Origin of the sequence: Aliisedimentitalea sp. MJ-SS2 (genome assembly GCF_032586155.1) — a bacterium.
Lineage (GTDB): Bacteria > Pseudomonadota > Alphaproteobacteria > Rhodobacterales > Rhodobacteraceae > JAWHTC01.
The window spans coordinates 983,487-1,004,821 of sequence record NZ_JAWHTC010000002.1; the positions used below are offsets into that span (position 1 = coordinate 983,487).

Here is a 21,335-nt window from a genome sequence, read left to right on the forward strand (position 1 = left end):
AACCGGGCATACAGGGGCCGCGCAGGGCCATGCAACCCCGATTGACCTTTCCGCTTGGTGCTTCTTTAATGTCCGGCGCGCAGAACAGGCAGCCCATGACAGATACCGGCAAAATTCTCGAAGACCTCAATGATCGCTCGCGCGAGGTTTTCCGCCGCGTGGTCGAGTCATATCTGGACACCGGCGATCCGGTCGGCTCGCGCACCCTGACCCGTACTTTAAGTGAAAAAGTCTCTGCTGCCACGATCCGTAATGTGATGCAGGATCTGGAATTTCTTGGGCTTCTTGACAGCCCACACGTCTCGGCTGGTCGCGTGCCAACACAGGCTGGCCTGCGCATGTTTGTTGACGGATTGCTTGAGGTCGGCGATCTACAAAAGGACGACCAGCAAAAGATCGAAGAGACACTTGGTTCAAACACTGGCGATGTCGGCACCATGCTGGACCGGATCGGCTCGGCCCTGTCCGGTGTGACCCACGGCGCCTCTTTGGTCCTGACCCCGAAACATGAAGCCCCGATCAAACATATCGAGTTTGTTTCATTGGCCCAGGACCGCGCCCTTGTGGTGCTGGTCTTTGCCGATGGCCATGTCGAAAACCGCATTTTCACCCCGCCCCCCGGTCAAACCCCCAGCTCGATGCGCGAAGCGGCGAATTTCCTCAACGCCCTGATCGAGGGCCGCACCCTTTCCGAATTCAACACCGTCATCCGCCAGCAGATCGAGGCGCGCCGTCAGGAAATCGACACCCTCGCCCATCAGCTTGTCGAAAGCGGTCTTGCCCTTTGGGAGGGACAGGGCGAACCGCATGAACGACTGATCGTCCGTGGTCGGGCGAATCTTCTTTCCGATAGCGAGGAAGAAGAGGGTTTGGAACGCATTCGCACCCTCTTTGAGGACCTCGAACGCAAGCGTGACATCGCCGAATTTCTCGAACTGGCCGAGGATGGCGAAGGTGTGCGCATTTTTATCGGCTCCGAGAACAAACTTTTCTCACTTTCGGGTTCCTCTTTGGTGGTTTCCCCTTATATGAACGCTGATCGAAAGATCATCGGTGCGGTCGGGGTTATCGGACCCACGCGTCTGAACTATGGGCGCATCGTTCCGATTGTGGACTACACGGCACAGCTTGTCGGTCGGATGATCTCCGACCGCAGTTAGAGGTTAAGAAATGGCAGAGCGCAAAGAAGACGAATTCCTGGACGACATCGCCGCGGCAGAGGCAGAAGAACTCGCCGAAGAAATGGCCGAGATCGATTTCGAAGAGGCCGAGCTGGATGCTTTGCGCGCCGAACGGGACGAGCTGAAAGACAAGTTCATGCGCGCTCTGGCCGACGCCGAAAATGCACGCAAGCGTGGCGACAAGGCGCGCCGCGATGCCGAGCAATATGGTGGTTCGCGCCTCGCCCGCGACATGCTGCCGGTTCACGACAACATGAAACGCGCCTTGGAAGCCGCCACCGAGGAACAACGTGAAGTTGCCGCTGGCCTGATCGAAGGCGTGGAACTCACCATGCGCGAACTTCTGAACGTCTTTTCCAAGCACGGGATCCAGATCGTCTCGCCCCAGGTTGGCGACCGGTTCGACCCGCAAATGCACGAAGCCATGTTCGAGGCCCCGGTCCCGGGCACTCAGGCTGGCGATATCATTCAGGTTTCCGCCGAAGGCTTCATGTTGCACGACCGCCTGTTGCGCCCGGCGCAGGTTGGCGTGTCTTCAACGCCCAAGTCGTAATTCAAACCGGGTCGGTGGCAATCCGTGGCCGGCCCGACGCCTCGGCGGTGATCGTGGCCTCGATGAAAACATCGCGCCCTTCAACCTGGCTGTGGCGAATATCCCGCCAACACTGAATCCGCAGGTCACCGGCCCCCGAGGCCCGGGCCGCCTCTTCTGCCTCGGACGTCAAAACTCTTTCCAGTGACAGCATTGCAGCTTCCGCTTCGGGAAAATCCTCGGGGCCGGTTTCCAAATGCACCCGGTATCGCCCTTCCGCCGGGCTGGTCACCGTCCCGCTGCGCCGCATTGACACCCGACCAACCACGGCACCGATGGCATTGGCAACGCCCGCGTGCGTCGGCAAAACCATCTCGCAATGCAGGCTCTCACCGACCGCCGGATAGTAAACCGGAGCTGACGCCCCCAATCCTACAACAGGGATGTTTATCGCCGCATCCAGACGCAGCAACCCCTTGTGACCCAACAGCGCCCGTTGCAGCAATTCATGCCGCGCAAGATCCGCCGCTGCGCCATCAAACCCGTCATCCTCTTCCGCGAAAGCAGACTCTAACAAAGCCAAACTTGTCTGTTTTGTCAGCTGCTCCACGATCATTCGTGCCAGCGATTCGGGCCCATCTGCAAGCATCTGCCCAGACCCGATCCGCCGGCGAGCCATCAGCCCCAGTGCCAATTCGGCCCCTTTCGCGTCCCACGCATCCGCCAGCCCAAGAACATGCGCAGCATCGGACGGAGTCACCCCGCCAATCTGAACCAGTCCGCGTTCTTGCAACCGTTTTAACGAACCAACCTCGATCCGGGTCCGCAAAACCTCGGAAACCGGTTTCACTCCATCAACCCGGTCGAACACGGCCTTGTCGCGGGCACTCAACCCACCGGCATCCACCCCAAACACAGGCCGAACAAACCGCGCATCCAACTCACTGGGCGTGGTCCGTCGCGATTGCTCGTCCAGTGTTGCCATCACCACATCTGGCGCCTCTTCCGCCAACAGACTCACCGGCACCAGTCGTTTCGGCCCCAGGAAAACGCCACCATCAAGCCCCTCGGACACAACATGCACCTCGCTGTCCCCGCCCAAGCCCGTGGTGCGCATTGCTACCGCTTCGACCATTGTGCGATAAGGCCCAACCCGTGCCCCATCCGGGTCTATCGCCGGTTTACCCCCACGCAACAACGCCACATCAGTGGTCGTCCCGCCAATGTCGGACACCAAGGCATCCTGAACCCCGGTCAGCCATCCGGCTCCGACAATCGACGCTGCCGGTCCGCTCAGAATGGTTTCGATGGGCCGTTCCCGGGCAAAATCCGCCCCGATCAGCGCGCCGTCGCCGCGAACCACCATCAGCGGTGCCGGAATCCCCAGATCATGCAGCTTGTCCCCGGCCCTCCGGATCAACCCGTCGATCATCCCGATCAAACGCGCATTAAGCAGAGCTGTCAGGGCACGTTTTGGTCCGTTCAGCTTGGCCGACAAGTGATGTGAACAGGAAACAGGCCGCCCGGTCTTATCCCGGATCATCTCCGCCACGGTGTTTTCATGCGCTGGATTGCGGGTCGCGAATTGTGCCGCCACCGCAAAGCCGGAAACATCTAAAACAGTCTCTAACCAGGCTGAAAGCGCATCAATATCCAGCGGTTTCGCCTCCTGCCCCGCATGATCATGCCCGCCCTGTAAATGCAGAACCGGATCGCCCTGAAGCGCATTCGCCAACCCGTGTTTGTCGAAATCCCGCTCACCAAACCCGATATAGACCAGCGCCACGCGGCCGCCTTGTCCCTCAACCAAAGCATTGGTTGCCAGCGTCGTCGATAACGCCGCCATGCCCACATCTTTCGGGGCGACTCCCGACGCTTGGATAACCTCGGCCACAGCATTGCCGATCCCTTCGGCCAGGTCATACCGGGTGGTTAGTGCCTTGGCGCTTGCGATCACTTCCTCCTGATCCCGGATCAGCACCGCATCCGTATAGGTGCCGCCGGTATCCACCCCCAAAGCAAGGTTCATGCGCGTAGCCTTTCCACCGCCCAGCGCGCAGCGTCGGCGACAACCTCCTCGTCATCGCCGCACAGTTCGCGCGCTACTTCCAAAAGCGATTGATCCCCGGAATTGCCGATTGCGTAAAGTACATTTCTAACAAATCTTCCCCGCCCGATCCGTTTTATCGGCGAGCCGCTGAATTTTGTCCGGAACGCGGCATCATCAAGCGCTGCCAGCTCGGCCAAGGGTGGCGCAACCAGGTCGTCGCGGGCATGATAGCGGATTTCCTTGGCTTCACGCGCAAACTTGTTCCAAGGGCAGACCTCCAAACAGGCATCACAGCCATAAATCCGGTTGCCCAGCTTTGCGCGAAGTTCTTCGTCAATTGGCCCTTTGTGTTCGATCGTCAGATAGGAAATGCACCGCCGTGCATCGATTTGGTGCGGCGCGGGAAACGCGTCGGTCGGACAGGCATCCAGACAGGCCCGGCATGATCCGCAATGATCCACTTCGGCCTCGTCCACTGGCAAATCCAATGTGGTAAAGATCGAGCCCAGAAAGAACCAGCTTCCCAACTCCCGACTCACCAGGTTGGTGTGCTTGCCCTGCCAGCCCAGACCGGACGCCTGACCCAGCGGCTTTTCCGGCACCGGCGCGGTATCGACAAACACCTTAACTTCGCCCCCGGCTTCGGCAATCAACCACCGCGCCAATCGTTTCAGCCGTTTCTTGACGATGTCATGGTAATCCTTGTTTCGGGCATAAACAGAGACTAAACCAGCGGAACTTGGCGCTTCCAGTTGATCTCCAGCGCCATATTCCTCGGCCAGCATGATCACTGATTTGGCCTCCGGCCACAGCACATTCGGTGCCCCCCGCCAATGACTTCGCTCGGCCAGCCATCCCATGCTTCCGTGATGCCCCTGCTTCAGGAACCCAGCCAGATCATCTGCCACGTGGGCTACATCCGTGGGCCGACATATCCGACAGGCCGAAAACCCTTCGGCCAAAGCCCGTTCAATCAGTTTCGCTTTAAGACGCTGATCCATGGTTCATCTGACTGAAAACACCCCGGGAGGTCGTTCTTGGTTGCGCCATTGGTCCGAGCGACCAGTGGACGACGGGCTGGTCCCCAATCTAGAAATCCAGATCAGCATAGTGCGCCGGCGGCAGGAAGCCCGGCACCTGATCGGCCAGAATGTTGCGAAAGGCCGGGCGCGATTTGATCTTGGCATACCAATCCTTGACCACTTCGGACCGGTTCCAGTCCACGTCCGAGATATAGTCCAGTGTTGACAGATGCGCCGCGGCGGCAAAGTCGGCCAGAGTCATCACGTCGCCCGCCAGCCAGCGACGCTGATCCAGGAGCCAGGCCATGTAATCGAGGTGATACTTGATCTTCTGTGCGCCGGTTTTGACGTTCTTCGAATCGGGATAGCCTTGCCCCATCAGCTTCTTGTTGACCCGCTCGTAGACAAGGTTGGACGTGACTTCGCTGTGAAACTTGTCATCAAACCAGCCCACCAGGCGGCGCACCTCGTACCGCCCAACCGGATCGGCCGGCATCAAGGGCACCTGCGGATGCGCCTCTTCCAGGTATTCGCAGATCGCTGCACTTTCCGACAAGGTCATGCCGTCGATCTTCAGCACCGGGATCTTGCCCGCCGGGTTTCGGCGCATGAAATCTGGGCCCTGTTCCCAGTATTTCTCTTCGATCAGCCCGCATTCGATTTTCTTCTCGGCAAGGCTCAGCCGCACCTTGCGGCAGAATGGGGAAAGAGGGACGTGATAAAGTGTGGCCATCGTGCGGTTCAAATCTGGATAAGGGTGATCCTTCAATGCCGGATGCTGCGGCGGTTTTCAATCCTCGAAACAATCAGCGCGTCCATCACGGCGGATTGTCTGCGCTCCGTCCATGATTAACCGCGCGCGCCTGGCGATGATCGCGCTTGGCTTGCTGGCGGAACGCGCTTTCGGATTGGGCAGCACAGCCGCCAGCCGCGCCGCCTGCAACTTGCTCAGCCGATCCGGCGCAACACCAAAATAATGCCGGGATGCCGCCTCGACCCCAAACACCCCCTCGTCAAACTCGGCCACGTTCAGATAAACCTCGATGATCCGGCGTTTGCTCCAGATCGCTTCGACCGCCGGGGTGATCACCGCTTCTAGCGCCTTTCGCGCCCAATTGCGCCCGTGCCAGAGATAGACATTCTTGACCACCTGCTGTGACAGAGTTGATGCTCCTCTGCCCGACCCTTCTTCCAGCGCCGCCCGGATCGCATCGACATCGAACCCCCAATGCAGGCAGAAATTGGCATCCTCTGCTGCGACGACCGACCTTGCCATCGCCGGGGCAATCTCTGCCATCGGCACCCAGATATGATCGACGCTACCCAGCCGCTTGGCCTCTTGCCGCATGTAAAAGGTCTTGGGCGGATTGATTACCGAGTGAAGCGCCACAACGCCCAGAATAACGGCAATGGAAATCAGCGCCAGCCGGATCACCCATCGCCTGATCCAGCGAAAGGGATACAACAGCCGGTCTGCCCATGTTGTGGGCGGCTTTGCCTTGGGTTTCTGCTTCGACGTCCTTGCCACGGAATCAGGTATAAGCCCTTTCGGCTTTATGCAAAAGAAAACCCGCCCGCACCACCGGCGCGGGCGGGTCGATTTTTCTCAAATCAGGCTCTATTCCGCCGGAATAGCCCCTTCTTCCTCGCTCAACGGATGAGGCAGGTGAACCAGCATCTCTTTCGGGCAGACCTGAACAAAGTTTGCTCTTTCTATGTCCCAATGCTGCAGAATGTCGGCCGCCTTGGCGCTACCTGTCTCTTCCAGATGCCGCTCGATCAGTTCTTCCAGCTGGCGTTCCCAATGGGCCACGGTCACCGGACAGGTGACAAGCGTTTCGTGGTTCATCAACTCATCGGCCTTGCCGTCGGGGTCATAAAGGTACGCCATGCCGCCGGTCATGCCGGCACCAAAGTTCGCCCCGATCGACCCCAGGATCACCGCAACACCGCCGGTCATGTATTCACAACCGTTGCTGCCGCAGCCTTCGATCACCACCTTGGCGCCCGAGTTGCGAACGGCGAAACGCTCACCGGCACGACCTGCTGCAAACAGGTGGCCATCGGTTGCCCCGTAAAGAACGGTGTTGCCGATGATCGTGTTCTCGCTGGCAACCAGCGGCGAATGCATTGGTGGACGCACTACAACCGTGCCACCGGACAGACCCTTACCGACATAGTCATTGGCGTCGCCGCTAACCTCGATCTTCAGCCCAGGCGCTGCAAAGGCACCCAGAGACTGCCCCGCCGAACCGGTCAGTTTCACGGTTAAATGGTCGGGCTGCAACGCATTGCGCATACCGAAGTTCTGCACGATATGGCTTGAAATTCGCGTGCCAACCGTCCGGTGCGTGTTCTGCACCGCATAGCTGAGCTGCATTTTCTCGCCATCCTCAAGGAAGCGATGCGCATCACGCACAATCTCGGCATCCAGCGTCTTGGGCACCTTGGTCCGCTTGCGATATCGGTCATAGACGATGTCCTTGGCGCCATCGACAGTAATCAGAAGCGGGTTGAGGTCCAGATCATCCAGATGCTCTGCACCCCGGCTGACCTGGCTTAGCAGGTCGGCCCGGCCGATCACCTCGTCCAGCGACCGCGCACCGATTTCGGCCAGCACTTCGCGCACTTCGGTGGCGTAGAAGGTGATCAGGTTCACCACCTTGTCTGCCGAGCCGGTGTATTTGGCGCGCAGCGCGGGGTCCTGGGTACACACGCCCACCGGGCAGGTGTTGCTCTGGCACTGACGCACCATGATGCAACCCATTGCGATCAACGCGGCGGTGCCGATGCCGTATTCCTCGGCGCCCATCATTGCGGCCATGACAATGTCGCGACCGGTGCGCAAACCACCATCGGTCCGCAGGGTCACGCGGCTCCGCAGGTTGTTCATTGCCAGAACCTGATGCGCCTCGGTCAGGCCCATTTCCCACGGCAGGCCGGCATATTTAATCGACGTCGCCGGCGACGCGCCCGTGCCACCGTTGTGCCCCGAGATCAGGATCACGTCGGCCTTGGCCTTGGCCACACCGGCGGCAATCGTGCCAACGCCGGAACTTGCAACCAGTTTCACGCAAACCTTGGCGCGCGGGTTGATCTGTTTCAGGTCATAGATCAGCTGCGCCAGATCCTCGATCGAATAAATATCGTGGTGCGGCGGGGGCGAGATCAGGGTCACACCCTTGGTCGAATGCCGCAGCCGCGCGATCAGGTCGGTCACTTTCAAACCAGGCAGCTGTCCGCCTTCGCCGGGCTTCGCGCCCTGCGCCACCTTGATCTCCAGCTCTTCGCATTGGTTCAGGTATTCCGCCGTGACACCGAAACGACCTGATGCGACCTGCTTGATCTTGGCCGACGGGTTGTCGCCATTCGGCTCCGGCACGAAATGAGCCGGATCTTCGCCGCCTTCACCGCTATCGGACTTGGCGCCGATCCGGTTCATCGCCACGTTCAGAGTCTTGTGTGCTTCGGGTGACAACGCACCAAGGCTCATGCCCGGCGTGACAAACCGCTTGCGAATGGCGGTAATCGATTCCACCTCTTCAATCGGCACTGGTGCACCGATCGGTTTGATCGCCAGAAGATCACGCAAGTGGATCGGCGGATTGCTTTGCATCGCTTTGGAATACTGCTTCCACAGGGAATAACTCGCCCTGTCACAGGCCGCCTGCATCATGTGCATCGTCTGCGCCCCCCAAGCGTGGGTCTCGCCAGATTTCCGCGATTTGTAGAACCCGCCCACCGGCAACACATCTTTGCCACGGCCCCAGCCCTGCGCGTGGATGTCCATGACCTTGGTCTGGATCCCTTTCACACCAATGCCACTGATCCGACTGACCATGCCCGGAAAGAACTCGGCGCACATGGCGCGCGACAGGCCCACGGCTTCGAAGTTCAGACCGCCACGATATGAGGAAATCACCGAAATCCCCATCTTGGCCATAATCTTCAACATGCCCTGGTCAATCGCCTCGCGGTAACGTGCGACATTGTCGGTCAGCGTACCGTCCAGTAACCCCCGGCCAATCCGATCCGCAAGCGAATCCTCGGCCAGGTACGGGTTAACAACCGTCGCGCCACAGCCGACCAGCACGGCAAAGTAATGCGGATCGACACATTCCGCCGAGCGCACATTGAGCGAACAGAAGGTCCGCAGGCCCTTTTCGGTTAGACCGGAATGCACCGCGCTCGTGGCCAGGATCATTGGCATCGGCACCATGGTCTGGCTCTGATGATGATCGGTCAGAACTAGGTGGCCCGCGCCCGACCGCACCGCATCTTCTGCCTCGGCCCGGATACGTGCAAGCGCGTCGCGCAGCGCGTTTTCACCGGCGTCAGCATTGAAGGTACAGTCGATCTCGACCAGCTCGCTGTCAAAAATCTTGGTCAGCTCGTCCCACTGGGCGTTGCCGACAAACGGGCTTTCCAGAACCAGGATCTCGGTCTGCGCACTGCTTTCGTCCAGCACGTTCTTCAGATTGCCAAACCGGGTTTTCAGGCTCATCACCCGGAACTCGCGCAGACTGTCGATCGGCGGGTTGGTCACCTGGCTGAAATTCTGACGGAAGAAATGGCTCAGCGGGCGGTACTTTTTCGACAGAACCGCGCTGGGCGTGTCATCACCCATCGACGCAATCGCCTCTTTGCCGTCCTCGGCCATGGGCGCCAGGATCTGTTCCAACTCTTCCAGCGAGTAACCCGCTGCGATCTGTCGTTTGCGCAGCTCCTCGCCCGAATAAATCGCGGCTTCTTCGATTCTCTCGAGCTTTTCGTCAAGTTCGCTGATCTTGCCAACCCAATCACCAAACGGACGGCTGGCGGCCAGCTTGTCCTTAATCTCGGTGTCGTGGAACAGCTTGCCTTCCTTCATGTCCACGGCCAGGAGTTGCCCCGGACCCAGCGCACCCTTTTCCTTAACCATCGATTCCTTGACCGGCACCATCCCGGCCTCGGACCCGGCGATCAGCATGCCATCCCCGGTCACGACATAGCGCATCGGGCGCAGCCCGTTCCGGTCCAATCCGGCACAGACCCAGCGCCCGTCAGTCATTGCCAGGGCGGCGGGGCCGTCCCACGGTTCCATCACACTGTTGCAATAGGAATACATGTCGCGCCAGGCCTGCGGCAGTTCCACCGCCTGTTTCGACCACGACTCGGGCACCAGCATGGTTTTGGCCATCGGCGCGTTTCGCCCTGCGCGCACCAGAACCTCGAATACGGAATCAAGCGCGGCACTGTCCGATGACCCGCTGGCGATCACCGGTTTGATGTCCTCCGCCAACTCTCCAAATGCGCTCGAGGCCATGCGGATCTCATGGCTTTTCATCCAGTTGATATTGCCCTTCAGCGTGTTGATTTCGCCGTTATGGGCCAGCATGCGGAACGGTTGCGCCAGCCACCATTGCGGGAAGGTGTTGGTCGAATAGCGCTGGTGGTAGAGCGCATAAGAGCTTTGGAATTTTTCGTCCTGCAGGTCGGGATAAAACACCGCCACCTGCTCGGCCAGCATCATGCCCTTGTAGATGATGCTACGGCAGCTGAGCGACGCGATGTAAAGCCCGGCAATCTGTGCCTTGGCCGCAGCTTTCTCGATCCGGCGGCGAATGACGTAAAGCTCACGCTCGAACGTGTCCTCGTCCACACCTTTCGAGTTCGAAATCAGGATCTGTTCGATTTCGGGGCGGGTGGCATTTGCTTTCTCGCCCAGACACTCGACATCTACCGGCACATGGCGCCAGCCATAGATGTAATAGCCCATGCGCAGGACTTCGCTCTCCACGATGGTCCGGCACGCCTCTTGCGCCCCGAAATCCGTGCGCGGCAGGAACACCTGACCCACGGCGATCAACTCATCCATATGCGGCTCGTGCCCGGTGCGGCGCACCTGTTCATAGAAGAAGGGAACCGGAATCTGCAGGTGAATGCCCGCACCGTCGCCTGTCTTGCCGTCTGCGTCCACAGCACCCCGGTGCCAGATTGCCTGCAACGCCTTGATCCCGGCTTCGACCACGCTGCGGGTCGGTTTGCCGTCGATATTCACCACAAGGCCGACACCGCAGGACGAATGCTCATCCGCCTCACGGTACATTCCGTGTTCGTTCATATAGGCGCGCAGCTCTTCCTGCTCGGCTACATAGTTTTCCATGTCTTTCATGATGACACCTCCGACGATGGTGCAAGCACCGGGAATTGATCGACATTGCGGCGGAACCCACGCAGGGGTTCCATCGCGATGCGCATTTGTTTGGGTTTGTTCTCGAAACCAAGCTGCACGATTTCGTAAAGCAGCTCGAACCGTTTCAGCCGCTGGGGCACGTTATGCACCGTGCGCGGCATGATCGTGTGATACAGGTTGTGACGCACCGGGAAGCGGTCGCGCTGGGGCCGCTCACGGCCATGCATCCCGTGAAAAACATGATACATCGTGTCGTCGCTCAAATGCTCTTCGACACTGCGGATGCGATGCGTCGTGATTTGCTCGCGCCAGTTCATCCAGCGCTCGTCATCGCCGGTCACCTCCGGATGCACCGAATACTGCGGCGCAAGCGCCACCGCGCTTTTGACCGGCAGGAAGCCCGAAAGGATGATTGCCGCGTAACCACCCATGGAATGGCCCAGAGTGACGATCTCTTTTGCCCCCATCTCCTCGGCAAATTTGCGGGCCAGCTTGACGATCCGGTCGATCAACCCCTTGCCGTTCAGCCACGAGCGGTTGGGATCGGAAATGAACAGCACGTTGTCGCGGCCTTCGCCGGTTGCGATCTTGGCGAACTCGTAGGGCGGCACGCCTTTCTCCTCGACGCCGATGCCGGAAAAGCTCAGCACAAGGCGGTCACTGTCGGCGCAATGGGCCCAGGTCACAAGGTCCTCTTCCTCGGTCAGCAGGTGGATCGGCAGTTGTGGCTCCTGGTTGGGCAGCGCGTCGCTCATTTCGCGCCCTCCCCAAACGATGGCATGGCCAGCCGCACGCACACGGCGGGTGCCGCGGCGAACTGCCTTACGTCTGCAAAGACCATGCTCACGTTCATACTTCTTTACCCACATGCGTCAGCAACCCTAACGCGTTAATTTTTTGCGGCTGGCGAAATCGCCCGACGGATACCCGACAGATACCCGACGGATTCCAGCCCGCTCGGAATTCACTCCGCTGCGATTTCGTTAACGGCGTTCAGACGGTCCAGGATCGTGTCTGCACAGTCGCGCCCGTCCTTGATTGCCCAGACCACGAGGCTCGCCCCGCGCACGATGTCACCCACCGCGTAAACACCGTCCATCTCGGTGGCGACGGTGCTGCCCTGGGCCATCTTCACGGTGCCCCATCCTGTCACTTGCAGATCGGGCTGACCCCACAGTGCCGGCAGGTCCTCGGGTTCGAACCCCAGCGCCTTGATCACAAGATCCGCAGGCTCGAAATCATCCGCACCTTCGATCACCTCGGGGCTTTGGCGGCCGCTGGCATCCGGCGGTCCAAGCCGCATTTTCTGCACCAAGACACCAGAGACCGGATTGCCCTGGAACCCCTTGGGTGCCGACAGCCATTCGAACACCACGCCTTCTTCCTCGGCATTCTGCACTTCGCGCTGGCTGCCCGGCATGTTGGCCCGGTCCCGGCGATAAAGGCATTTGACCGAAGTCGCGCCCTGACGGATCGCAGTGCGGACACAGTCCATCGCCGTGTCGCCACCGCCGACAACGATCACCCGTTTGCCTTCTGCATTCAGCGTGCCGTCTTCGATCTCTGGCACGGTGTCGCCCAGGTCCTGTCTGTTCGACGCGGTCAAGTAGTCAATGGCACGCTCGATGCCTCTGGCGCCGCTGCCGGGCCCTTGCAGATCGCGTGTTTTATAGACGCCCGTGGCAATGATCACCGCGTCATGCGCCTTGCGAATGTCCTCGAAGCTGATGTCCTTGCCCACTTCGCAGTTCAGCTTGAACGTCACGCCGCCCGCTTCCAGCTGCGCGTTACGGCGCATGACGATGTCTTTCTCCAGCTTGAAACCCGGAATGCCATAGGTCAGCAGCCCGCCGGCCCGGTCATAGCGGTCATAAACCGTCACCTGCACACCCGCACGACGCAGCCGATCCGCGGCGGCAAGGCCGCCGGGGCCCGCACCGATGATACCGACGCTTTCCTTGCGCTCGGCGCTGGGTGTGATCGGCTTGACCCAGCCCTTTTCCCAGGCGGTGTCGGTGATGTATTTCTCGACCGCGCCGATGGTCACGGTGCCGTGGCCCGATTGCTCGATCACGCAGTTGCCTTCGCACAGACGGTCCTGCGGGCAGATGCGACCACAGATTTCCGGGAAGGTGTTGGTGGCCTGGCTGATCTGATAGGCCTCTTCGATCCGGCCGGTCGCAGTCATCCGCAGCCAGTCGGGGATGTTGTTGTGCAGTGGGCAGTGGTTCTGGCAATAGGGCACACCACATTGGCTACACCGGCTGGACTGCTCGGCGGCCTTGGCATCGGCGAACTCGGCGTAGATCTCGTCGAAATCCTTGTTGCGGATTTCTGCGTCGCGCTTCTCCGGCATATCCCGGTCCACGCTCACGAATTTCAGCATCGGTTGCTTCGCCACGGTCTTCATCCCCGTTTTAAAATGAGTGACCTGCTCCTTACCGCACCGCACGCTAGATGAAAAGTCAGTATATGTGACCTATAATGCGACAGATTGTGGCGAATGCCCCGATTCCGGAGGTAAAATGCGAAGTTTTAAGTCCGAAACGGACCTAAACCCTTTCTTCCCCTTTGAATCGCTCCTGTTTATAGCTGAAACCAAAGCGATAAAGGCCGAGCACATGCCCTTGTTTCATCTGATTCTCGTGGCCCTGATCCAGGGACTCACCGAGTTCCTCCCGGTATCCTCCTCGGGCCATCTAATCCTTCTGCCCTCGCTGACCGGGCTTCAGGATCAAGGCCAGGCCGTCGATGTTGCGGTACATGTTGGCACGCTTTTCGCGGTGGTGCTGTACTTCTGGTCGGACGTCCGCATAGGTTTTGCTGGCATCCCCCGAATGCTTACCGGCCGCACCGATACGCCCGGTTCGAAACTCGCCTTCCTGCTGCTGGTGGCCACCATACCGGCGATTCTGTTTGGACTCTTCCTCAAGCTCACCGGTCTTAACGATGCAATGCGTTCGATGACCGTGATCGGCTGGACTATGCTGCTGTTCGGCCTGCTGCTTTTTGTCGCCGATCAACGCGGTGCGACCACGAAAACCGATGCCGACTGGTCCCTGTCCGATGCCATCAGGATGGGTCTGTGGCAGGCCGTTGCCCTGATTCCAGGCACCTCCCGTTCGGGGATCTGCATTACCGCCGGCCGGATGTTGGGTTATGCCCGCCACGACGCGGCCAAGCTCGCAATGCTTATGTCGATCCCGACCATCCTCGCCTCGGGCGCACTTTTGTCTGTCGAAGTTGCCGCCCACGCCGATGCCGATTTAGCGCGCGACGGCGCCATTGCCGCGGTGTTCGCATTCTTCGCCGCTCTCGGCGCATTGACGCTGATGATGCGCCTTTTGCGCTCCACCAGCTTCACGCCCTACGTGATCTACCGGGTTCTTCTCGGACTCGGCCTATTGGCTATCGCCTATAGTGCTTAATGCGCGCGCAGATTCTTGGCCGAATCGCGGATTGCATCGAACTGACCGTTGGGGCGATAGCGCCACAGGTAGCTGTCGATCACAGCTTCCGCGGCGACCGGCTCGATCCCAAGATCGGCAAAGCTCTTGGCGTCTTGCGAGACGACATTGTCGTGGCGCAGTTGCTTGACTTGGTCGCGGGTCAGGATCTTGTTGCTAAATAGGCTGAAGGTCGCCATCGACGCCACATCAAAGCCCCAGCCCACAATACGCCCAATCCACAGCGGCAGATTTGGCACCAAACGGAACCGATGCACCGAGTCAAGCATAACGCCAACCCACTCACTTAGCGGTTTCACTTCGGGCCCGCCCAGCTCATAGGTGCCTTGCGCTTTGCCTTCGGCCCCCATAACGGCCGCCATGGCGACATCTTCCACGTAAACCGGTTGGAACCTAGTCTTGCCACCAAAGATCGGCATGATCGGACCAAAGCGGCTCATTGCGGCAAATCGATTGAAAAACCCGTCTTCGATGCCGAAAATCACACTCGGCCGTAGGATCGTTGCGTTGGGGAAGTGTTTCAGAACACCTTCCTCGCCAACACGTTTGCTCTCTGCATATTGGCTATCTGCATCCGCATCGACGCCCAACGCTGAGATATGCACCATGTTGGCCACGCCCTCGGCGGCGGCAGCCTTGGCAACCCGTTCGGCGCCTTCATGCTGTACGGCTTCAAAATTGTTGCGCCCGCGGGCATCGAACGTTCCAACACAGTTGATCACTGCATCGGCACCCTTCATCACGGCAGCTACGCTGGCATCGTCACGAATGTTACACAGAACCGGCTCGACCTGCCCGGGAACCCCATAGGGTTTGACATGCATGGCCTCGTTCGGTCGTCGCACCGCGACGCGCACACGCCAGCCATCGGCTGCCAGTTTCTGCGCGATATAGCGCCCCACGAATCCTGAACCACCGTAAATCGTCGCAAGCTTGGCCATGGGAGCCCTCCGAGCCTTGAAAATCTGCCCTTTTCCTAGCTGTCTCCGCGCCCACGGGCAAGGCGATAACGCAACTTGGCTGATTTGGGAAAAAAGTCAGTTGTTTCGGTCCGAACACTCGCATTGCCCCCGCCGCGCGACTACTGCCGAAAAATCTGAAAACTGTGCGTTACTGCTATCGCAAAACGCGACAGGGGAAGATATTGTCAGCCAGCGCTGCGCGAAAAAGCTTTCGTGTCGCCATCAGATCAGATCGTTGCAAGAAATGATGACCCCGAGCCAACGAATGAAAGCGTTGCGGCACCTTGTCAAAACCACACCCCAATATGACCGATCGACGCCCGCTGAGAAACAGAACTTCGGTTGAGCCGCCGCCGTTACAGTGGGGCTACTCAGGAACCCGTACCCGCAGACCGGCAAGCGCTTCCGTCATCTCGATCTGACATGACAGGCGCGAGTGATCTTGGCGCGCCACCGCAGTCATATCAAGCATGACGTCTTCCATCTCGCCCGGTTGACCTACCTTTTCGACCCAGTCGTCGGTCACAAGCACGTGGCAGGTGGCACAGGAAAGGTTTCCGCCGCAGTCACCGGTGATTTGAGGCACACCCGCAGCCAAGGCCGCGTCTTTTACCCGCATGCCCGGTTCGGCATCTGCCACGATCTCTGACCCATCAGCCAATTCAAAAGTGATTTTCATTTAACGAGGCCTCAGATGAAGTGAGCGTAGAATTCACGCATCGCATCAATGTCCTGGTCTTGCGTCTTTTCGACCTCAACGTTGCGCATGAATATTTGATGCTCCGCAAGCTCCTTGCCAACAGCATTGGCGAGGGCCGCGTCGGCAGCAAGGTCATCCATGGCGGATTTCAAATCGCCAGCCACACCGACTTCGGCATCAGAGTGTTCGAAACCGTCACCGGTTTCGATCGGACCCAAATCATAGCCGTTCTGCACTCCAAGCCGCGCCGCCTGCAGAACCGCAGCAGTCGCGGTATAGGGGTTGGAAGATGCATCCGGCATGCGATGCTCGATCCTGGCTTTCGCGCCACCCTCTGTTGAAACCCGACAGGTGACGTTACGGTGATCGCCGCCCCAGTTTGCCCAGTAACCAGCAAGCGACGCAGGTTGCAGGCGTTGGAAACTGTTGGCACTTGGAGCGGTGAACCCGGCAAGTGCCTTGTGGTGCGTCATCAGCCCGGCAACACACTTTCGGGAAAGGTCGTTCATGTGATCTGGGCCGCCCTGTGGCCCACTGCCCAGAGCGTTGCGGCCATCCGCATCACGAAATGAGAAGTTGACATGCATTCCCGAGCCGCCGGCATCGGCGATTGGTTTGGGCATGAAGGTCAGCACAATCCCATGCTCGAACGCAATTTCGCGTGCCATCTGGCGAAACAGCACGATGTCATCAACGGCTTTGACCGCTTCGTCAAAGGTAAGGGTAAATTCAAACTGCGGACTGTCGTATTCACCGGTCATCATTTCAAGGTTGAAGCCCAGCTTTGTGGCCTTTTTCCAGATGGCATCAGTAAAGCGCAGTGGATCGGTGAACGGGCCGGTGCCGTAGACCACGCCGCCCGGTGCATCGTAAGGCACCAGTTTGCCATCCTCATCCCGTTGCAAGGCAAAGCATTCCAACTCGATCCCTACCATTGGTGACAAGCCGTCTGCTTCCCAGTCTGCGACCGCCTTTCGCAGGGCAGCCCGGCCATCAAGCGCCAAAGGATCGCCGTCTTCGCCAAAAAGATCACCAAGAACCACCTTTGTACCTGGCTCCCACCCATCGCGGACTTCCTCGGCCTTCCAACGAAGCTCCATGTCGGGCAGACCTTCCATCATCATCGCACCCGGAGCGGGCAGGAGATCCTTGTCGTAGTGCACACCAAAGGTAGATCGGCAAAACCGGGTGTGATCGTCGCCAATCTTCGAGTCCGGCAGGTATTTCCCGCGCATGATCGAAAGATGGTCCAGAAACATTGCGCGCAAGCGATCTTTCATTAGTTTTCCTCCTCAGGACGGGGTCATCGTGACCGGCAGTTCCTTTATCCCGCCGACGAAATTGGAACGCAGGAACTTGTGGGGTCCAGCGGGTTCTATTTTCGATACCCGTTTGACCAATTCCTGAAACAATACACGAATTTCAAGACGGGCAAGGTGCATGCCAAGGCAAACATGTGGGCCTCCCTGGCCGAACGATACATGCGGGTTTGGTTGGCGCATAAGGTTAACCCGGAAAGGATCATCCAAAACCCGCTCGTCACGGTTGCCCGAGGCCCACCAAAGAAGCACCTTGTCACCTTCTTTGACCCTTTGATCGTGCATCTCGAAATCCCGGGTTGCGGTCCTGCGGAAATAAAGCGCGGGTGTCGCCCAGCGGATTATTTCGTCGGGTGCCGTTTTCCAGATGTCAGCATCGTCTTTCATCTGGCCAAGAAGTTCTTGCTGATGGGCCATCGCCTGAATGCCAGCGGCAATGGAGTATCGCGTGGTGTCATTCCCTGCCGCAACGAGAAGGCAGAAGAAATTGCGGAATTCAAGCTCTGGCATGACCTCGCCGTCTTTCCCGGGTTGCAGGATAAGATGCAGAATTCCGTTGGTGTCGCCGGTACGGTTTTTTTCCGCCATTAGCTCCTTGGCATAGTTATAAAGCTCCGCCCCTGCGGGCGAGTTAAACGGCATCATACGGTACTGATCCGTCTCCATCTTGTCGAGCACGTGATCGGTAAAATCGGGGTCTGTGTTGGCGATTAGGGCATCGCCTTTTTCTACAAGCCAGGGCAGGTCTTCGTCCGGCGTGCCAAGGATCTGCCCAAGAATGCGCATGGGCAGCTGGCGGGCAATTTCCTTGGTTGCGTCGAACGTACCCAGGTCCAACGCCTTGCCGAGGATCTCGTCACACAATTTACGGATCGGTTCTTCGAACGCGGCAACAACCGGGGGAGAAAAGGCTTTGGCCACCTTGATCCGGGTGCGCATGTGTTCGGGCGCATCGGTTTCCTGAAAGGTGCGCCGGGCGAGATATTCTTCGTAAGTCTGGTCTTCCATCCTGATGCCTCGGGCGGATGACATCAATTCGGTGTCCCGGTTAAGGGCAAGGATGTCCTCTTGACGAGTTACATTCCAGAACCCCTCGCCGCCGTCCCACTCGCTCCACTCCAAAGGCGCGTCGCGGCGCATCCTCGCAAAAGTATTGTGCGGCGCGCCACGGGCAAATGCATCGTGATCGTACAAATCCTCATGCCCGCTATCCATCGGGGTCCAGACCGTCATTGGCTGCTCCTTGGTTTTCCGGCTATTGTTCCTGCGCGTGATAAAATATACTAAAGCGACCTATAAATATGTAAAGAGGGGAATTCATGCGCATCGGAATTCTGATGTCCAACACCGACGACAGCGAGTTTTCACGGTCCCATCCCAAGGATGGCGATAAGTGGCGAGATTTGCTTGCGCCGCTTTGCCCGGAATGTGAATTTCCAGTCTACTCGGTGAAGGACGGACACTTTCCCGAGCATGTGACGGGGCATGATGGGTTCATAATTACCGGTAGTCCGGCTTCGGTGCATGACCTGGACGCTTGGCTCCCGAAGCTGTTCGGCTTGATCCGTGAGGCAACGGATGCCGGTGTGCCGCTGTTTGGCGCCTGTTTTGGCCACCAAGCGATCGCTTTGGCCCTTGGGGGCAAGGTCGCGTTCAACCCGGGGGGCTGGGTTATCGGCTCTACCGTGACCGATGTGGCAGATCCTGCACCCTGGATGGAAGCTGGCCCTTTGCGACAATATGCGGCGCATATCGAGCAAGTCGTCCAGCTCCCGGAAGCTGCGCAAGTGACCATGACCAACAAGGATTGCCCGATTGGCGGCTTTATCGTCGGTGACAAGATCTTTACTACACAGTACCACCCCGAAATGACCCATGACTTCATTTGTGCGCTGGTCGACGAACTTGCCGGAAAGATACCCGCCGACGCGATGGATGCGGCACGAGCCTCTCTCGACGGTACGAATGACAATCCCGTTTTTGCCCGCTGGATCGTCGAGTTTTTCCACCAAGTGGGTGCGTGATGCCTTAGTCGCGTGCCGCGAGCAGATCCATGGCCGTGATCTCATCAAACTGAACGTGCTTGGCCATGAAGTTTTCGGCTTCATCGGATTTGCCGGCGGCAATTAGTTCGAACAGGGTGCGATGATCACGCGCTGAGGCCGCGATTGCGCCAGAGTACTTATACCGAGCACGATAATAGGCAATCAGCTTGCGGGCATTGGTCTTGATCATGTCCAGAAGGAAGGGATTTCGCGAGGCGAGTGCGACCGCCTCGTGGAAACGCAAGTTGAACTGGTAATACCCATCCGGGTTTCGATCGCCGTGCTTTTCGGCATGGCGTTCACATGCGAGGACAACCGCTTCCAACTTGATGATATCCTCGCGCCCATGGCGCCGCGCTGCAAGCCCGGCAGCCTGCCCCTCAAGCTTGGCGTGCACTTCCAAAATGGCCAGGAACTCTTCCAGCGTCGGTTTGAACAGCGTAGCCCCTTTCCTTGGCTGACGCACGACAAGCCCAATGGTTTCAAGCCGCAGGATTGCTTCGCGCAACGGTGTTCGTGATACGCCGTAGGTTGCGATCAGCGCTTGCTCTTTGATTGGATCGCCCGGATTGAGGTCTCCCCGGTCGATGCTTTCGAGGATCTGATTGAGGATTGCTTCGGTCTGCCCAGCCATGTCGGCAAATATGCCTTGAACGTCATGCAATGCAACCTTGTCCTGTCAACTTGGCCAACGACAACAACAGTGGGGCTTTGAAAAAACTTCAGGATTTGACTGAACAGGTAACCTGTGGCGTCCGCTTATGCGGGTGAATTGGGGCAATGGCAGCTTTGAGCGCCTTGGACTCGCTAGCGCGTCATTCAGCATTTGCCAAAGAGGGCTCGAAGCCGCCATGCGGCGGCGCGGAGTTATAACCGGACAGGTGAGTGTCTGTTCCAATGTGGACGGCCATTGCCAGTTTATCGTCGCGACAGCCGCTACCAAGATTTCCCATGGCAGACATTCGTGAAATTCAAAAAAGCCGGAAGCCGGAATGATGACTAAGCGGACCGAAGCGGCTGTTTGGCACCGGCGTCAAAACGGCCGCAATCCAAGTCAAAGAGTCATACCGCCGCCAACGACCAGTGTTTGGCCGGATACGTAGTTGGATTCCGGAGCGCAGAACAGATAAACGCCGTCTGCTGCCTCTTCGACCGTGCCAGCACGGCCAAGCGGGACCATTGAGGCAAAGGCGCTGGCGGCCTTCCTGGGGATGCCGACACCGACCATGTTGCCGTCAACTTCGATGGATTGCTTTTCATCGGTCGGCTCGGTCAGGCGGGTGGCAATATAGCCGAAGGCCACGCAATTGACGTTGACCTTCATTCGACCCCATTCCTTGGCCAGGGTCTTGGTCAGACCCAGCACGGCGGATTTGGCCGAAGAATAGTTTGCTTGGCCGGCGTTGCCGCCAAGGCCGGCCACGGAAGAGATGTTCACCACCTTGCGGAATACTTCACGTCCCTCCGCGGCCTCGACTTCCGCGTATCCGCGGATATGTCCTGCTGCTGCACGCAGGATACGAAACGGCGCCTTAACATGGACATCCATCATTGCATCGAATTGTTCGTCTGTCATTTTCGCGGCCAACCCGTCCCATGTATAGCCAGCGTTGTTGACGATGATGTCGATGCCGCCAAAGGCATCGATCCCGGCCTGGATGAACCGCTCGGCAAAGCCGGGCTCGACGACGCTGCCGGTAACCGTGACCGGTTTTCGGCCCAGCTTGGCGATTTCGGCGGCCACCTCGGCGGCGGGCTCATCGTCAAGGTCGTTGACCACGATATTGGCACCCTCGGCGGCCAATTTCAAAGCTACGGCACGTCCGATGCCGCGCCCTGCGCCGGTGACGAAGGCGGTCTTGTTCTCAAGTTTCATGAGTTA

17 protein-coding genes are annotated in these 21,335 nt (G+C 58.8%); 4 read left to right on the top strand and 13 right to left on the bottom strand.

Going from position 1 to position 21,335, the window contains the following annotated elements; genetic code table 11:
* Nucleotides 1-95: 95 nt before the first annotated feature.
* Together hrcA and RXV86_RS11380 are read left to right on the top strand one after the other, a co-directional pair.
* Nucleotides 96-1,160 (top strand): heat-inducible transcriptional repressor HrcA, encoded by a 1,065-nt coding sequence (gene hrcA / locus RXV86_RS11375; protein WP_316299689.1) that lies wholly within the window; start codon nucleotides 96-98, stop codon nucleotides 1,158-1,160.
* Nucleotides 1,161-1,170: 10 nt separating this feature from the next.
* The gene (locus RXV86_RS11380; protein ID WP_316299691.1) at nucleotides 1,171-1,734 is read left to right on the top strand and encodes a nucleotide exchange factor GrpE; all 564 of its coding nucleotides are present in this window, start codon (nucleotides 1,171-1,173) and stop codon (nucleotides 1,732-1,734) included.
* 1 nt (nucleotide 1,735) lies between these two features.
* Here the strand turns inward: RXV86_RS11380 and RXV86_RS11385 are convergent, their stop codons facing one another.
* The 7 genes from RXV86_RS11385 to RXV86_RS11415 form a co-directional block, all read right to left on the bottom strand.
* Nucleotides 1,736-3,742 carry a hydantoinase/oxoprolinase family protein gene (locus tag RXV86_RS11385; RefSeq protein ID WP_316299693.1) on the bottom strand — a complete coding sequence of 669 codons (2,007 nt, stop codon included), beginning with the start codon at nucleotides 3,740-3,742 and terminating at the stop codon, nucleotides 1,736-1,738.
* Entirely contained in the window at nucleotides 3,739-4,764 is a 1,026-nt protein-coding gene (queG, locus tag RXV86_RS11390) for a tRNA epoxyqueuosine(34) reductase QueG (protein ID WP_316299694.1), read from the bottom strand. Before queG ends, RXV86_RS11385 begins: the two co-directional genes overlap by 4 nt.
* An 88-nt stretch (nucleotides 4,765-4,852) precedes the next feature.
* Nucleotides 4,853-5,518 carry a glutathione S-transferase family protein gene (locus tag RXV86_RS11395; RefSeq protein WP_316299696.1) on the bottom strand — a complete coding sequence of 222 codons (666 nt, stop codon included), beginning with the start codon at nucleotides 5,516-5,518 and terminating at the stop codon, nucleotides 4,853-4,855.
* Nucleotides 5,519-5,575: 57 nt separating this feature from the next.
* Nucleotides 5,576-6,253 (bottom strand): monofunctional biosynthetic peptidoglycan transglycosylase, encoded by a 678-nt coding sequence (gene mtgA, locus RXV86_RS11400; protein WP_316300254.1) that lies wholly within the window; start codon nucleotides 6,251-6,253, stop codon nucleotides 5,576-5,578.
* A 150-nt stretch (nucleotides 6,254-6,403) separates the two neighbouring features.
* Nucleotides 6,404-10,939, bottom strand: a complete 4,536-nt coding sequence (gene gltB / locus RXV86_RS11405; protein ID WP_316299700.1) for a glutamate synthase large subunit — start codon at nucleotides 10,937-10,939, stop codon at nucleotides 6,404-6,406.
* Nucleotides 10,936-11,715, bottom strand: coding sequence for a hypothetical protein (locus RXV86_RS11410; protein WP_316299702.1), 780 nt, complete (start codon nucleotides 11,713-11,715; stop codon nucleotides 10,936-10,938). The genes gltB and RXV86_RS11410 overlap by 4 nt, the downstream gene beginning before the upstream one ends.
* A gap of 209 nt (nucleotides 11,716-11,924) precedes the next feature.
* Complete coding sequence (locus RXV86_RS11415; protein WP_316299704.1) at nucleotides 11,925-13,361, bottom strand: NAD(P)-dependent oxidoreductase; 1,437 nt, start codon at nucleotides 13,359-13,361, stop codon at nucleotides 11,925-11,927.
* Between the two features lie 220 nt (nucleotides 13,362-13,581).
* Here RXV86_RS11415 and RXV86_RS11420 point away from each other — a divergent pair, with 220 nt between their 5' ends.
* Nucleotides 13,582-14,388, top strand: a complete 807-nt coding sequence (locus RXV86_RS11420; protein WP_316300256.1) for an undecaprenyl-diphosphate phosphatase — start codon at nucleotides 13,582-13,584, stop codon at nucleotides 14,386-14,388.
* On the opposite strand, the gene RXV86_RS11425 is transcribed toward RXV86_RS11420, so the two are convergent.
* From RXV86_RS11425 to RXV86_RS11440, 4 genes are all read right to left on the bottom strand, one after another.
* The gene (locus RXV86_RS11425; RefSeq protein WP_316299706.1) at nucleotides 14,385-15,368 is read right to left on the bottom strand and encodes a complex I NDUFA9 subunit family protein; all 984 of its coding nucleotides are present in this window, start codon (nucleotides 15,366-15,368) and stop codon (nucleotides 14,385-14,387) included. The genes RXV86_RS11420 and RXV86_RS11425 overlap by 4 nt on opposite strands.
* Nucleotides 15,369-15,756: 388 nt before the next feature.
* Nucleotides 15,757-16,068 carry a 2Fe-2S iron-sulfur cluster-binding protein gene (locus tag RXV86_RS11430; RefSeq protein WP_316299708.1) on the bottom strand — a complete coding sequence of 104 codons (312 nt, stop codon included), beginning with the start codon at nucleotides 16,066-16,068 and terminating at the stop codon, nucleotides 15,757-15,759.
* Nucleotides 16,069-16,079: 11 nt separating this feature from the next.
* Nucleotides 16,080-17,369, bottom strand: coding sequence for a glutamine synthetase family protein (locus RXV86_RS11435; RefSeq protein WP_316299710.1), 1,290 nt, complete (start codon nucleotides 17,367-17,369; stop codon nucleotides 16,080-16,082).
* 12 nt (nucleotides 17,370-17,381) lie between these two features.
* Complete coding sequence (locus RXV86_RS11440; protein WP_316299712.1) at nucleotides 17,382-18,641, bottom strand: cytochrome P450; 1,260 nt, start codon at nucleotides 18,639-18,641, stop codon at nucleotides 17,382-17,384.
* An 86-nt stretch (nucleotides 18,642-18,727) separates the two neighbouring features.
* Between RXV86_RS11440 and RXV86_RS11445 the strand changes: the two genes are divergently transcribed.
* Nucleotides 18,728-19,432, top strand: coding sequence for a type 1 glutamine amidotransferase (locus RXV86_RS11445; RefSeq protein ID WP_316299714.1), 705 nt, complete (start codon nucleotides 18,728-18,730; stop codon nucleotides 19,430-19,432).
* 4 nt (nucleotides 19,433-19,436) lie between these two features.
* Here the strand turns inward: RXV86_RS11445 and RXV86_RS11450 are convergent, their stop codons facing one another.
* Together RXV86_RS11450 and RXV86_RS11455 are read right to left on the bottom strand one after the other, a co-directional pair.
* Complete coding sequence (locus tag RXV86_RS11450; protein WP_316299715.1) at nucleotides 19,437-20,087, bottom strand: GntR family transcriptional regulator; 651 nt, start codon at nucleotides 20,085-20,087, stop codon at nucleotides 19,437-19,439.
* 420 nt (nucleotides 20,088-20,507) lie between these two features.
* The gene (locus RXV86_RS11455; RefSeq protein ID WP_316299718.1) at nucleotides 20,508-21,329 is read right to left on the bottom strand and encodes an SDR family NAD(P)-dependent oxidoreductase; all 822 of its coding nucleotides are present in this window, start codon (nucleotides 21,327-21,329) and stop codon (nucleotides 20,508-20,510) included.
* Nucleotides 21,330-21,335 lie beyond the last annotated feature (6 nt).